At 65.6% G+C, this 14,367-nt stretch carries 13 protein-coding genes and 1 tRNA gene; 8 read left to right on the forward strand and 6 right to left on the reverse strand.

From position 1 onward, the window contains the following. Positions 1 to 143 precede the first annotated feature (143 nt). Positions 144 to 647, forward strand: a complete 504-nt coding sequence (locus BWQ92_RS19545; RefSeq protein ID WP_076802397.1) for a DUF3145 domain-containing protein — start codon at positions 144 to 146, stop codon at positions 645 to 647. Between the two features lie 112 nt (positions 648 to 759). On the opposite strand, the gene fabF is transcribed toward BWQ92_RS19545, so the two are convergent. The 6 genes from fabF to aceE form a co-directional block, all read right to left on the reverse strand. Beyond that, positions 760 to 1,995 (reverse strand): beta-ketoacyl-ACP synthase II, encoded by a 1,236-nt coding sequence (fabF, locus tag BWQ92_RS19550; protein ID WP_076802399.1) that lies wholly within the window; start codon positions 1,993 to 1,995, stop codon positions 760 to 762. A gap of 210 nt (positions 1,996 to 2,205) precedes the next feature. Continuing rightward, on the reverse strand, positions 2,206 to 2,451 hold the full coding sequence (locus BWQ92_RS19555; protein WP_076802402.1) for an acyl carrier protein: 246 nt from the start codon (positions 2,449 to 2,451) through the stop codon (positions 2,206 to 2,208). Between the two features lie 81 nt (positions 2,452 to 2,532). Then, on the reverse strand, positions 2,533 to 3,594 hold the full coding sequence (locus BWQ92_RS19560) for a beta-ketoacyl-ACP synthase III (protein ID WP_076802405.1): 1,062 nt from the start codon (positions 3,592 to 3,594) through the stop codon (positions 2,533 to 2,535). Next, a complete protein-coding gene (locus tag BWQ92_RS19565) occupies positions 3,591 to 4,520 on the reverse strand; it encodes an ACP S-malonyltransferase (RefSeq protein ID WP_172411769.1) in 930 nt (309 codons plus the stop codon). Before BWQ92_RS19565 ends, BWQ92_RS19560 begins: the two co-directional genes overlap by 4 nt. Before the next feature lie 88 nt (positions 4,521 to 4,608). After that, positions 4,609 to 5,853 carry a PucR family transcriptional regulator gene (locus tag BWQ92_RS19570; RefSeq protein ID WP_076802410.1) on the reverse strand — a complete coding sequence of 415 codons (1,245 nt, stop codon included), beginning with the start codon at positions 5,851 to 5,853 and terminating at the stop codon, positions 4,609 to 4,611. A 188-nt stretch (positions 5,854 to 6,041) separates the two neighbouring features. Continuing rightward, a complete protein-coding gene (aceE, locus tag BWQ92_RS19575; RefSeq protein ID WP_172804313.1) occupies positions 6,042 to 8,822 on the reverse strand; it encodes a pyruvate dehydrogenase (acetyl-transferring), homodimeric type in 2,781 nt (926 codons plus the stop codon). A gap of 341 nt (positions 8,823 to 9,163) precedes the next feature. On the opposite strand from aceE, the gene BWQ92_RS19580 reads away from it, so the two are divergent. From BWQ92_RS19580 to BWQ92_RS19610, 7 genes are all read left to right on the forward strand, one after another. Continuing rightward, complete coding sequence (locus tag BWQ92_RS19580; RefSeq protein WP_003802164.1) at positions 9,164 to 9,583, forward strand: DUF3052 domain-containing protein; 420 nt, start codon at positions 9,164 to 9,166, stop codon at positions 9,581 to 9,583. Next, positions 9,580 to 10,083 carry a peroxiredoxin gene (locus BWQ92_RS19585; protein ID WP_083706374.1) on the forward strand — a complete coding sequence of 168 codons (504 nt, stop codon included), beginning with the start codon at positions 9,580 to 9,582 and terminating at the stop codon, positions 10,081 to 10,083. Before BWQ92_RS19580 ends, BWQ92_RS19585 begins: the two co-directional genes overlap by 4 nt. Positions 10,084 to 10,099: 16 nt before the next feature. Next, positions 10,100 to 11,038, forward strand: coding sequence for an NAD-dependent protein deacetylase (locus BWQ92_RS19590; protein WP_076802412.1), 939 nt, complete (start codon positions 10,100 to 10,102; stop codon positions 11,036 to 11,038). A 72-nt stretch (positions 11,039 to 11,110) separates the two neighbouring features. After that, a tRNA-Val gene (locus BWQ92_RS19595) sits at positions 11,111 to 11,183 on the forward strand. A gap of 153 nt (positions 11,184 to 11,336) precedes the next feature. Then, entirely contained in the window at positions 11,337 to 11,627 is a 291-nt protein-coding gene (locus tag BWQ92_RS19600) for a hypothetical protein (RefSeq protein WP_076802415.1), read from the forward strand. Between the two features lie 325 nt (positions 11,628 to 11,952). Beyond that, a complete protein-coding gene (locus BWQ92_RS19605; protein ID WP_076802418.1) occupies positions 11,953 to 12,750 on the forward strand; it encodes an IclR family transcriptional regulator in 798 nt (265 codons plus the stop codon). Between the two features lie 124 nt (positions 12,751 to 12,874). Next, positions 12,875 to 14,224, forward strand: a complete 1,350-nt coding sequence (locus BWQ92_RS19610) for an MFS transporter (protein WP_157365212.1) — start codon at positions 12,875 to 12,877, stop codon at positions 14,222 to 14,224. Positions 14,225 to 14,367 lie beyond the last annotated feature (143 nt).

Here is a 14,367-nt window from a genome sequence, read left to right on the forward strand (position 1 = left end):
ACTGTCTCATGCGCCCTTGTCAGCCCGGCAGATAACTTCATAGATTGGCAGGAATCATCCGGCACCACGCGGCGCCCGGAGCAGCAAATATCCCGTCCATGCAGGTCGTTGGGGAAGACGTACCTACAGCTATGGAGGATGGAATGTCTGTTGCAATGACCCGCGGTGTGCTGTTTATTCACTCAGCCCCTACCGCACTGTGCCCTCACGTTGAGTGGGCCATCGGATCCGTCGTGGACAAGCGGACGGATCTGGAGTGGACCGCTCAGCCCGCCGCGCCCGGCATGTTCCGCTCGGAACTGTCCTGGACCGGTGCGCAGGGAACAGGTGCGCAGCTGGCGTCTGCCCTCCGGGGCTGGGCGCACCTGCGCTTCGAGGTCACCGAAGAACCCAGCCAGGGTGTGGACGGCGGACGCTGGTCCCACACGCCTGAGCTGGGAATTTTCCATGCCGTCACGGACGTGCACGGCAACATCATGGTGTCCGAGGACCGGATCCGCTACGCCTATGAGGCCGGCGCCGGCGATCCCTCCGCCGTTTACCATGAGCTGTCGCTTGCCCTCGGTGAGGCATGGGACGAGGAACTGGAACCTTTCAGGCATGCCGCTGAAGGCGCGCCGGTGCGCTGGCTGCACCAGGTCGGCTGACGGGCAAGTTCGATCCCCGCAGGGCTGTCCGCCAGCGACAGAGGCCGCATTCCCCATAGCAATGAAGAAGCCCCCGCCAACCGGCGGGGGCTTCTTCAGTGGTCAAACCGCATCACACGCTGCGGATGGCAACGACCGCGTTGTGGCCGCCGAAGCCGAACGAGTTGCTCAGCGCCACAATGTCGCCTGCGGGCAGATCGCGGGCGGAGGTCACGACGTCGAGCGGGATCTCCGGATCCTGGTTCTCGAGGTTGATCGTGACAGGAGCCTTGCGCTCGTGGACGGCCAGAACCGTGAGGACGGCCTCGACGGCGCCGGAAGCGCCGAGCAGGTGGCCCATCTGGGACTTGGTGGCCGAGACTGCCACGTTGTCGACGTGGTTGCCGAGGGCAGCCTTCAGCGCCGTGTACTCCGGCTTGTCACCCACGGGCGTCGACGTGGCGTGTGCGTTGACGTGGACCACGTCCTCTGCCTGGATGCGGCCGTCGAACATGGCTGCCTTGAGTGCGCGGGTGGCGCCCAGGCCTTCGGGGTCCGGTGCCGTGATGTGGTACGCGTCGGCGGTCACGGACGTGCCGGCCAGTTCGCCGTAGATCCGGGCGCCGCGTGCGATGGCGTGCTCCTCGGCTTCCAGTACCAGTGCGCCGGCGCCCTCGCCCATGACGAAGCCGTCGCGGTCCAGGTCGTAGGGGCGTGAGGCATGCTCGGGATCGTCGTTGCGGCGGGAGAGGGCCTGCATCGAGGAGAACGCCGCCAGCGGCATCGGGTGGATGGCGGCTTCGGCGCCACCGCACATGACGACGTCGGCCTTGCCGGAGCGGATCAGGTCCAGTCCGAGGTGCATGGCCTCGGTGCCGGACGCGCAGGCCGACACGGGGGTGTGCGCACCCGCGCGGGCACCCAGGTCCAGGCTGACAGCTGCGGCCACGCCGTTGGGCATGAGCATCGGGACCGTCATGGGCAGGACGCGGCGGGGGCCCTTCTCCTTCAGCGTGTCCCACGCATCCAGCAGGGTCCACACGCCGCCGATGCCGGTGGCGAAGGCGACAGCCAGCCGGTCGTGGTCGATTTCGGTGATGCCTGCATCGGCCCATGCCTCGCGGGCGGCGATGACGCCGAACTGGGTTGACGGGTCCATGCGCTTGGCTTCAACGCGGGTCAGGACGTCGAGGGCGGGAGTGGAGCACCGGGCGGCGAAGTGGACCGGCAGTTCGTACTTTGAAACCCAGTCGTCCTCAAGGGTGCGGGCTCCGGAAACCCCCTTCAGCGCGTTCTGCCACATCGTGGGTACATCGCCGCCGATGGGCGTGGTGGCACCCAGACCTGTAATGACTACTTTGCGTGTCATGGGATCACTCTCTGTCGGTGCGCCTGCCGTGTCCTGTGCTGCTGGCCGGAGGCCGGAGTGGGTGGCGTGCGGAGGAAGTCTGCAAAAAATTTAGGGTGGTGCATCGGCTGGCCGGTCCGGAAAACGCGGGTCCGGACCGGCCAGCCGGGTTCAGCCTGCAAAGGTTGGTCCCTGCGCAGGCTGGAGCCAAAATACTGGCTGGGGTCTTACTTACGCCTGGGCGCTGGAGATGAAGTCGACGGCGTCGCCGACGGTCTTGAGGTTCTTGACCTCTTCGTCGGGGATGCGGACGCCGAACTTCTCTTCGGCGTTGACGACGATGGTCATCATGGAGATGGAGTCGATGTCCAGGTCCTCGGTGAAGGACTTGTCCAGCTCGACGGCTTCGGGGGCCAGGCCGGTCTCTTCGTTGACGATTTCAGCCAGTCCGGCCAGGATCTCTTCGTTGCTAGCCATTGATGGCTCCTTTTCTTGTTATTGCCGGCAGAGGATGCCGGAAATGGGCAAACCGCGGTTGCGGCTTGGTTATCGGAATTGCTACGGAAGGACGACTACCTGGGCGCCGAAGACCAGTCCGGCGCCGAATCCGATCTGCAGGGCCAAGCCGCCGCTCAGCGCGGGGTTTTCCTGCAGCAGGCGGTGCGTGGCCAGGGGGATCGAGGCCGCGGAGGTGTTGCCGGCGTCGGCGATGTCCCGGGCCACGGTGACGGTCTCGGGCAGCTTAAGCTTCTTGACCATCTCGTCGATGATCCGCATGTTGGCCTGGTGCGGAATGAAGGCCACCAGGTCCTCAGCCTCGACACCAGCGGCGTCCAGCGCCTGCTGGGCAACCTTCGCCATCTCCCACACCGCCCAGCGGAACACGGTCTGGCCGTCCTGGCGGAGGGTCGGGTAGAGCTCCTGCGCCTCTTCGAGGAGCGCGAGGTCGCCGGTGGAGTCAGACCGGCGGGCAGCCAGGCCGAGATCGCGGACGTCCAGCATGGAGCGCGTCATGCCGATGGCGTCCCACTTGCTGCCGTCCGATCCCCACACCGACGGCGCGATGCCGGGGGTGTCCGACGGGCCGATGACGACGGCGCCCGCGCCGTCGCCCAACAGGAACGAGATGGTGCGTTCGCGGTTGTCGATGACGTCGGAGAGTTTCTCGGCGCCGACAACGAGGACGTACTGGGCGGCTCCGGACCGGACCAGCGCGTCTCCCTGCGCCACGCCGTAGCAGTAGCCTGCGCAGGCAGCGGAGATGTCGAAGGCCGGGGCCGGCGTGGCGCCCAGGCGGTCCGCGAGGCTGGCGGCAGCCGAGGGGGTGGCGTACGGGTGGGTCACCGTGGAGACGATGACGGCGCCGAGCTGGGATGCGTCGATGCCTGCCTTCTCCATGGCCTCGCGGGCGGCGCCCTCGGCCATGTCAATCACGCTGACGTCGGCGGGGGCACGGTGCCGGGTGACGATGCCGGTGCGCTGGCGGATCCACTCGTCGGAGGAGTCGATCCACTGGCACACATCCTCGTTGGTGACCAGGACGTCGGGGCGGTACGCGCCGATGCCCAGGATCCGGGCGTGCTGGTTGACCGCGGTCTGCTTCAGTACCGGCGTGCTCATGCCTGTCCTTCCAGTTCTGCAAAGAGTGCAAGGGCTGCGGACAGATCGTCCGGGGTCTTGACCGCAACGGTCTTGACGCCGGGCATGCCACGCTTGGCCAGGCCGGCGAGGGTGCCCGCCGGGGCCAGTTCAATCACGCCGGTGACGCCGCGGTTCACGAGGGTCTCCATGCAGAGGTCCCAGCGGACGGGCCGTGACACCTGGGCGATCAGGCTGGCGACGGCGGCGTTGCCCTCCGTGACCTCCTGGCCGTCGAAGTTGGACAGCAGCGGCACCGCAGGCGCCTGCGGCTGCAGTTCGGGGCGGAGCGCCTCGAGGGCGCTCACCGCGGGGGCCATGTGCGAGGTGTGGAACGCGCCGGCGACCTTCAGCGGGATTACCCGGGCCTTGGCCGGCGGGTTCTCAGCCAGGACCTTGAGCTGCTCGAACGTGCCGGCGGCGACGGTCTGGCCCGCGCCGTTGACGTTGGCGGGCGTCGCGCCGGCGGCCTCAATGGCGGCCAGGACCTCGGCGGGGTCGCCGCCCACCACGGCGCTCATGCCGGTGGGGGTGACGGCAGCGGCCGCCGCCATGCTGTTGGCGCGTTCGCGCACAAACGTCATGGCTTCTTTTTCCGTGAGGACGCCGGCCAGCGCGGACGCCGTGATCTCGCCCACGGAGTGCCCGGCCAGGATGACCGGAAGCGTGTTCAGTTCGACGTCGAACAGCGACTTGGCCGCCACCAGCCCGGCCGCAACAATAAGCGGCTGCGCAACGGCGGTGTCCTTGATGGTTTCCTCGTCGGAGGTGGTCCCGTGCGCAGTGAGGTCAATGCCTGCAATTTCGCTCAGGGAGGCCAGATGGCCTGCTACGGAAGGCAGTTCCAGCCACGGGGCCAAGAAACCGGGGGTCTGTGAGCCCTGTCCAGGGCAGACGATTGCAAGCACGTATCCAGCTTTCCAAATTACCGGGTGATCCATTGGTGTTTCCGTACACCAAGCTCACAGGGTCAGGTTGTAGGAAGTCTACAACGGTTCAGTTCGTGTTCCGCGCGGCAACACGCTCGGCGGCGGGCTTCGGCGGAGTGGACAGCCGCCCCACTACGAGGGCCGCCTGGAGCACAAAAGCCTCCCTGGGGAGCAGCGGATCCCAGCCGGTGACGTCGCAGACGCGCTTGAGCCGGTACCGCACAGTGTTGGCATGGACGAAGAGCTCCCGGGCGGTCGCCTCGAGCGAATGGCCCAGCTCCAGGTACGTGCCGAGCGTTTCCACCAGCCCGTTCGATGCCGCGAGGAGCGGCCGGTAAATGTTCTTCACGAGTGACCGCCGGGCAGCATCGTCCCCGGAAATGACCCGTTCCGGCAGGAGGTCGTCTGCTGCCACAGGGCGGGGAGCGGCGGGCCAGGCCCGTGCGGCGGTGAGCCCGGCGAAGGCCGACTGCGCCGAGCCGCTGGCTTCCAGCAGCGAACTTGCCTCCGCTCCGTAGACCACCGGACCGGGCGCGAACATCTCGCTGAGCTTAACGTACGCCGTTTCCCGGTCGTGCACGCCGCCCAGGATCAGGATGAGGCGGTCGCCCTGGATGCCCACGAGGGCATCCTCCGCGTACCGGCCCGCCATGCGCCGCAGTTCACTCACGTAGCTGGCACTGGGTTCCGACGGTGAGTTCCCCACCATGACGGTGAACCGCTCCTGCGCCTTCCAGCCCAGCGCGGCGATTCGGGAGCGCAGCGCGTCGGTGTTTTCACCGCGGAGGATGGCGTCCACGATCAGGGCCTCGAGCCGTGTGTCCCAGGACCCGCGGGACTCCGCGGCCCGGGCGTACACGTCCGCGGCGGCGAAAGCCACCTCCCGCGAGTACCGCAGAACTGCTTCGCGGAGGGAAGGCTGGTCCGCTTCCGGAGCGATGACCGGCACCTGGTCCTCGACCACTTCCACCACGATCCGGATGAGCTGAAGCGCCTTTTGAAGGCTGATCGACCGGGTCAGTTCCGTCGGGGCAGTGCCGAAAACATCGGAAAGGATCCAGGACGGGGAGCTCGGGCGCTCATACCAGGTGACAAACGCGGCGATGCCGTTCTGCGCCACAAGGCCCAGCGCCGAACGCTCGTCCGAACTGAGCCGGCTGTACCACGGCAGCGACTTTTCCAGCTGGCGCATGGTGGTGGTGGACAACTGACCGACGCTTGCCCTGAGCTTTTTCAGGGTCTCCGTCTTCTCCGGAGTCATGGTCCGGGAAGGCGATTTGCGCGGTGCAGGGGCAGGGGACGGCTCGGGCATAATCCGAGCATACGGTGCCCGCGGGACAAGCTCCATTTTGTGCGAAGGCTACAACTTCGATTGTGCTGCATCACAGCACCTTGCGCACTTCCCGAAGTACGCCAAACGACGACGGCGGTCCCCACCGTTGGGTGGGGACCGCCGTCGACTGTTCCCTGGCCGGGCTTACGGGGCCAGGGTGCGCGGGACTAGGACTCGCCTCCGGCGTTGCCCGTGGTGCCGGCGTTCACGTTGAGCAGGCGGTACTTCTCGATCGCCTGCGCTGGTGCGTTCCCGTCAACCTCACCCTTGGCTGCCAGCAGCTGGAGGGTCTTCACGACGATGGAGTGGGTGTCGTTTTTGAAGTAGCGGCGGGCGGCTGCGCGGGTGTCGGAGAAGCCGAAGCCGTCGGCGCCGAGGGTGGCGAACTCGTTGGGGATGAACTGGCGGATCTGGTCCGGGACGGCCTTCATGTAGTCCGAGACGGCGACGACAGGTCCCTGGGCTCCGGCGAGCTGGCGGGTGACGAAGGGTTCGCGGGTGTCCTTGCCGGGGTTGAGGAAGGCTTCCTCTTCGGCGGCGAGGCCGTCGCGGCGCAGTTCGTTCCAGGAGGTGACGGACCAGACGTCGGCGGAGACGCCCCAGTCTTCGGCGAGGATCCGCTGGGCTTCGAGGGCCCAGGGGACGGAGACGCCGGAGGCGAGGATCTGGCTCTTGGGTCCTTCGGCGGGGGAGTCCGCGAGCTTGTAGATGCCTTTGAGGACGCCTTCGACGTCGAGGTTCTCCGGTTCGGCGGGCTGGACGATGGGCTCGTTGTAGACCGTGAGGTAGTACATCAGGTTACGGTCTCCGTTGTCTCCTTCGGAGCCCTGCCCGTACATCCGTTCCAGGCCGTCGCGGACGATGTGGCCCATTTCGTAGCCGTAGGCGGGGTCGTAGGTGACCACGGCGGGGTTGGTGGAGGCGAGCAGGGGGGGGTGTCCGTCGGCGTGCTGGAGTCCTTCGCCGGTGAGGGTGGTCCGTCCTGCGGTGGCGCCGATGATGAAGCCGCGGGTCATCTGGTCGGCGGCGGCCCAGAAGGCGTCGCCGGTGCGCTGGAAGCCGAACATGGAGTAGAACACGTAGACCGGGACCAGGGGGACGCCGTGGGTGGCGTAGGCGGTGCCGGCGGCGGTGAAGGCTGCCACGGCGCCGGCTTCGTTGATGCCGGGGTGGATCAGCTGGCCCTGGGCGGATTCCTTGTAGGCCAGGACCAGGTCCCGGTCCACGGACAGGTAGTTCTGGCCGCCCGGGTTATAGATCTTCGCCGTCGGGAAGAACGCATCCATACCGAACGTGCGGGCCTCATCCGGGATGATCGGCGCGATGTGCTTGCCGAAGTTCTTATCCCGCATCAGGTCCTTGAGCAGGCGGACGAACGCCATGGTGGTGGCGGCCTGCTGCTTGCCCGAACCGCGCTTGGCGACCTCGTAGGACTTCGCCTCGGGCAGCTCGATGTCCGAGTGCTTCGAGCGGCGTTCCGGAACCGAACCGCCGAGGGCCGCGCGGCGCTCCAGCAGGTACTTGATTTCCGGCGCGTCGGTGCCCGGGTGGTAGTACGGAGGGCGGTACGGGTCCTTCTCCAGCTGCTCATCCGAGACCGGGATCCGCAGGTGGTCGCGGAACTTCTTCAGGTCGTCGAGGGTGAGTTTTTTCATCTGGTGGGTGGCGTTGCGGCCTTCGAAGTGCGGGCCGAGGCCGTAGCCCTTGACCGTTTTGGCCAGGATGACGGTGGGTTTGCCCTTGAATTCGGTGGCTGCCTTGTACGCGGCGTAGACCTTGCGGTAGTCGTGGCCGCCGCGCTTGAGGTTCCAGATCTCGTCGTCGGAGAGGTCCGCGACCAGGTCCTTGGTCTGCGGGGTTTTGCCGAAGAAGTGTTCGCGGACGAACCCGCCGGATTCGGCCTTGTAGGTCTGGTAGTCCCCGTCGGGGGTTTCGTTCATGATCTTCACCAGCGACCCGTCGGTGTCGCGGGTGAGCAGGTCATCCCATTCCCGGCCCCAGACGACCTTGATCACGTTCCAGCCGGCGCCGCGGAAGAAGGCCTCGAGTTCCTGCATGATCTTGCCGTTGCCGCGCACCGGCCCGTCCAGGCGCTGGAGGTTGCAGTTGATCACGAAGTTCAGGTTGTCCAGGTTCTCGTTCGCGGCGAGCTGGAGCAGGCCGCGGGATTCGGGCTCGTCCATTTCGCCGTCGCCCAGGAACGCCCAGACCTGCTGGTCGGAGGTGTCTTTCAGGCCCCGGTTGTGCAGGTAGCGGTTGTTCTGGGCCTGGTAGATCGCGTTCATCGGGCCGATGCCCATCGACACGGTCGGGAATTCCCAGAAGTTCGGCATCAGCCGCGGGTGCGGGTAGGAGGAGAGGGCGTGGCCTTCCTTGGACTTTTCCTGCCGGAACCCGTCCAGGTCCTCCTCGGAGAGGCGGCCTTCCATGAACGCCCGGGCGTACATGCCCGGGGACGCGTGGCCCTGGAAGAAGACCTGGTCCCCGCCGCCGGGGGCGTCCTTGCCGCGGAAGAAGTGGTTGAAGCCGACCTCGTACAGGGTCGCAGCTCCCGCGTAGGTGGAGATGTGCCCGCCGACCCCGATCTCGGGCCGCTGCGCCCGGTGCACCATGACCGCGGCGTTCCAGCGCATGTACGCCCGGTACCGGCGCTCGTACTCCTCGTTGCCCGGGAACTGCGCTTCCTGGTCCACCGGGATCGTGTTCACGTAATCGGTGGTGGTCACCATCGGAACCCCGACGCTTTGCGCGCCGGCACGCTGCAGGAGACTGCGCATGATGTATTGGGCACGCTCCGTGCCCTGTTCCCTGATCAGCGCATCCAGGGACTCAACCCACTCGGCGGTCTCTTCCGGATCACGATCAGGCAGCTGGTTAGTCAACCCGCTGAGGATATGGGAGGTATCTTCTCCTGCAGCCACGTCCAACCTCTCTTTGCGCGCATTCATCGGCGCAGTCAGGTCCGGCAGGGTAGCTGCCCGGCGTGAACGCGTCGTGTGCGTCATATCGGTTACAACAGCCCGGTCATGTGCGCCGGGCAGGGTTCTATCTCGTGTGTATGACTGCCTATTAGTCCGGGGCGGTCGCCCCTTTAGGCATAGTTGTCAACAGTCACTGTAGCTCTGACAGACTGCGGATGCGTAGCCGCGCTTGAACCCCCTGCCCTATTTGACCGTCATACTTGTTGTGTGACGCACAATAAGCCGCACCGCGGCGCACGTAGCTTGAAGCACACGCCCAAAGGGTGTTGGCTTGGAGTAATCGAAATCACTATGCACAGGAGGAACACGTGAGCGAGGCCGACGCCGCCACTTCGGTTAATGTGGCGGAAAAATTAGGTTTCAAGGACGGGGATCTGATTCAGGAGTTCGGTTACGACGATGACGTCGACTTCGACTTGCGTGATGACATAGAGGACCTGACGGGGTCAGAGCTGCTGGATGAGGATGATCACGACGTCGTGGACGCCGTGATCTTTTGGTGGCGCGACGGCGACGGCGACCTCGTGGACGCGCTGGTCGACTCGCTGACCACCCTCACCGAGGGCGGTGTGGTGTGGGTCCTCACGCCCAAGTCCGGCCGTCCCGGATATGTTTCGCCCTCCGATATCCAGGACGCAGCACCCACCGCGGGGCTGCACTGCACCACGTCCGCGGGTGTCTCCAAGGACTGGAGCGCCACGCGCCTTGTCACCAGGAAGAACAAGTGACCGGCCACGCGGCCGTCGCCTCAGCAGACCTGGCCGGGGTGCCCGCGGTGGGGGAACAGGCGCCGGACTTCACGCTGGTTAACCAGTTCGGCGAGCCCGTGCGGCTTGCCGACTTCCGCGGACGCAATGTGGTGGTCGTTTTCTACCCGTTTGCCTTCTCCGGTATCTGCACCGGCGAACTGTGTGAGATCAGGGACAACCTCGCCGTCTTCGAACATGCCGACGCCGAGGTGCTTGCGGTCTCGGTGGACGGCAAGTTTTCACTCCGGGCTTACGCCGAGCAGGAAGGCTACGGCTTCAGCCTGTTGGCCGACTTCTGGCCGCACGGCGCCGTCGCCGAAAAATACGGCGTGTTCGACCCCGAAACCGGTATGGCACGCCGGGGTACCTTCATCATCGACGCCCACGGAACGGTCCGTTACGTGGTTGTGAATCCCCGAGGCCAGGCCCGCGACCTCGCCGAATACCGCCGCATCCTGGCGGAACTGGCCCAGGCCTAGGCGTCCGGGCCAGCCCATGGACAAGCGGCGGACCGGCATCGGCCTGACAGGGTTCGCCAGTCTGCCGCCCGTCCCGGCCATCGAGTCGGAGGCCGGCGACCTCGAGGTGCTGGCCGGGATCCGCGACGTGCTGGCCGGGCTGCCGCTGGCCCTTCTGACCGGGGCGGGGCTCAGCACCGACTCGGGCATCCCGGACTACCGCGGGCCGGATTCGCCCCCTCGCTCACCGATGACCTACCAGGAATTTGTCGCTGACGCGGCCAACCGGCAGCGTTACTGGGCGCGGAACCATATCGGCTGGTCCCACCTGAGGCGGGCAAGCCCCAATGCCGGCCATTCCGCCGTCGCAGTCCTCGAACAGCGCGGTCTCCTGACCGGACTGATCACTCAGAACGTGGACCGCCTCCACGAGGACGCCGGGAGTGTTAACGTCGTGGACCTGCACGGACGCTTCGACCAGGTGATTTGCCTGGAGTGCCGGCGAACGTACTCGCGGCAGCTGCTCGCCAGGGTTTTGGAAGAGCTGAATCCGGACTTTCTTGATGATGCGATGAATTCCGGCCTCGTTGAAATGGCGCCTGACGCGGATGCCACAGTCGAGGACCTGCGGCTGATCCGGAGCTTCGTGGTGGCGCGCTGCCCCGCGTGCAGCGGTGTCCTGAAGCCGGACTTTGTGTACTTTGGCGAAAACGTCCCCAAGGACCGGGTTGAGCGCGCCTACACAATGGTGGATGACGCTGGGGCCCTGCTTGTTGCCGGTTCCTCACTGAGCGTGATGAGCGGACTGCGGTTTGTCCGTCACGCCGCCAAGCAAGGCAAACCCGTTGTGATCATCAACCGTGGGCAGACGCGCGGTGACGACCTCGCCACCATCAAGCTCGAGGCCGGTGTCAGCGAGTCCCTTGCCTGGCTCGCAGAAGAATTGCCGGCGCTTTCCGCGGGCTCGCCCGATTAGCGTTTGAGGGCACTGTTCGGGTAGAGTCTATGTTCGTTGGTTCAAGCGCTTTGGCGCGAAAAGCCGTCTTTTGGGTCTTTAGCTCAGCTGGTAGAGCGCCACGTTTACACCGTGGATGTCATCGGTTCGATCCCGGTAGGACCCACCTTGAAAACCCCGTTTGACCAGGTCTTAGCGCTGGTCAGGCGGGGTTTTGTGTTTCCCTCGGATGCTCCGGCCAGTGGCTGTTCCCGGCTGGCCCTTTCCGGAGAACCCGGCCCCTTCCGAAAATGTCTGAGCCCGCCCGTAGCCTGCCGGCATGGAACACGTACTTGTAAAGACTGCTGCCGACGGGCAGCCTGGCGCTGTTATCCGGGGCGGCCAGGAGTGGACGGTGGGCGCGGAACCGCTGCGGTGGTTTGAACGCGTCAGCTGGTGGGAAGCGGAGCGCCGCATGCCGCTGGGACTGAGCCGTGTTGACGTCGAAGTGTGGCGGTTGCAGGCCCGGCTGGGGCGCAACGCCGGATCGGCGCTGACCACCATGGAGATCATCCGCGACGGACTCGGCGGCGGGTGGCGGCTGCGCAGCGCCGTGGCGGACGCGGCCTGAAGGACCGAAACAACGAAAAACGGATAGGTCCGAAAATTGGATAAGCCTTCCACCGCGACTATTGGGGGATGCCGCGGTGGAAGGCTTGAAATTGAATATACCGTGAACCTTCGGAAACAGGAAACCGTTAAATTGCGGCCACCGACACGGTGGTTTCCGCCTTCCAGCGCACAGCGGTGGCGTCCGCATGCCTATATCCACGGCAAACCAACCAGTATGATGGGAGGTGTTCAGTTGACTGGACGCTTTTGGCATCGGCGCCGGGTTTCGTGCGCGGTGCAACCCGACGACCCCGCTGTCTGAGCGCGTATCGAAAAGGAGAATCATGGCCGATTCCCGCACCCCCAAAGCCAACGACGGGCTGGGCAGCGCGTCCCCGGCGCCGGCCGTCACACGCGCCGCCGCAGTGCTGGAGTCGCTCGCAGCATCCGCCACGGGCCGACTGACCCTCAGCGACCTCGCCCGGGACCTCGGGATCCCCAAATCCTCCACCTCGAATCTCCTGCTGGCCCTTGAGGAGGCGAGGCTTATCAGCAGGCAGGGCGCCGAGTATACGTTGGGACGCAAGCTCGTTGAGTTGGGCGCCGCCTACCTGAGCCGGCTTGACGAGGTGCAGGAGTTCTACCGATTCTGCGAGCAGGCACCCACACTGTCCGGCGAGACGGTGCGCATCGCCATGCTGGACGGCGCCAACGTCATCTACTTGGCACGTTATGAGGGCCATCCGGCCGTCCGCCTGACCTCCAACATCGGCGACAAGATGCCGGTCTCCCTGTGTGCCGTGGGCAAGGCCCTGATCGCGAGGCTCCACGACCACGACATCGACGCGATGTTCGCGGACGATGCGGAACTTCCCGTGCTGACTCCCAAGTCACTGCGCACGGGAGCGGAGTTGAAAGCGCAACTGCAGCAGATCCGCGAGCAGGGCTATGCATTTGAGGACGAGGAATCCACCACAGGCGTGGTGTGCCTGGCCGTGACTGTGCCCACCCACGGAGCACACGGCCCCAGCCTTGGCCTGTCCGTGACTGCCCTGAAGGCTACGTACTCCCAGGAGCAGGGCGCCCAGATGGTCAAGGAGCTCAATGAATTGGCGAGGTCCCTCGGAAACCCCATGGGCTAGGCGCATGCCGGCCTATTGGCTAGTCGTTCATCATGTTGTACGCTGTTCAACATAGTGATCGACGCAATAGTGTTGTCACTACCCACCAGGCCAACGGGGGCCTGGTGTCTTTGAGGGAGTGCTAGTGACAACTCGTACTGATTCACCGCTGGCTGAGGCGGACGGCGCCGTCGTCGAACCGGAACAGCTGCGGAGGGCAACGCTTGCCAGCTCCGTGGGCTCCGCTTTGGAGTACTACGACTTTTACATCTACGGCCTGGCATCGGCCCTCATCTTCGGGCCGCTGTTCTTCAAGCCGCTGGGCGATGAGGGCGCGCTGATCGCATCATTCGCCACCTACGGCGTAGGCTTCGCTGCCCGCCCCTTCGGCGGCATCGTCTTTGGCTACATCGGAGACCGCTTCGGCCGGAAAATGGTGCTGATCCTGACCATCGGCCTGATGGGAGCCGCAAGCTTCGCGATCGGCCTGCTGCCGACCTTTGAACAGGCGGGCATGGTCGGCGCAATACTCCTGGTGGTCCTCCGGATCCTCCAGGGACTTGGAGCCGGCGCGGAGCAGGCCGGCGCTACCACGCTGATCTCGGAAGTGGCCCCACGCCGCCGTCGTGGTTTCTTTGCCTCGCTGCCGTTCGTGGGCATCCAGCTGGGCACCCTCCTGGGTGCCGGCACCTTCGCCCTTATTGCGACCGCCGACAAGGCTGTCCTCGAGGGCTGGCTCTGGCGGGTGCCTTTCCTGGCCAGCGTGGTCCTCATCGTCATCGCGGTCTTCATCCGCCTGCGGCTCAAGGAAACCCCGGTCTTCCAGGAGCTGGAGAAGCACAAGAACGTCGTGAAAAACCCCGTGGGCCAGCTTTGGAAGCATTCCAAGAAGAACGTCCTGGTGGGCATCGGCCTGCGGATGGGTGAGAACGGAAACTCATCCATTTACTCCGCACTGCTGGTGGCGTTCCTTGCAGCCCCGGCAGGCGTCTTTCCCGGCGACAAGTTCATCGGTCCCGTCGGCCTCCTGATCGCCGCGGCTTTTGCCGCCCTCATGGTGGTCACCTTCGGTGCCTTGTCCGACCGCTTTGGCCGCGTCCCGGTCTACCGCTATGGCGCCCTGTTCCAGGCCGTTATCGCCTTCCCGGCCTTCTACCTCGTGACTTTGGGCAACGTCACGCTGGTCTGGGTGGTCATGGTGGTGGGCATCGCCCTTGGCGTGCAGTCCATGCTGGGTCCGCAGTGCCCGCTGCTGCCCGAACTGTTCGGTTCCCAGTACCGTTTCACCGGTGTTGCCATGGCCCGGGAACTCTCCGCTGTACTGGCCGGCGGCCTGGTTCCGCTGGTGGGAGCGGCCCTGCTGGCAGCCACCGGCTACTCCTGGCTTGTCCTGGCGCTCTACTCCCTGATCCTTGCCCTGATCTCCTTCGTGAGCACCTTCTTCACGCCGGAAACCGTTGGCCGCGACCTGGTTGCCATCGAGGACGCCCGCTAGGACGGCGCACAGCCGGAAACCACGCAGCGCGAACGTACAGCTGTGGCCCCAGTTCCCAAGCGGAATGGGGCCACAGCTGTACGTTCGCGTTTGGGTTTGGGGCCACAAGTGTACGTTCGCGCTGGGACAACAACTCAGGCGTG

It is taken from the genome of Arthrobacter sp. QXT-31 (assembly GCF_001969265.1).
In the GTDB taxonomy this organism is placed as follows: domain Bacteria; phylum Actinomycetota; class Actinomycetes; order Actinomycetales; family Micrococcaceae; genus Arthrobacter.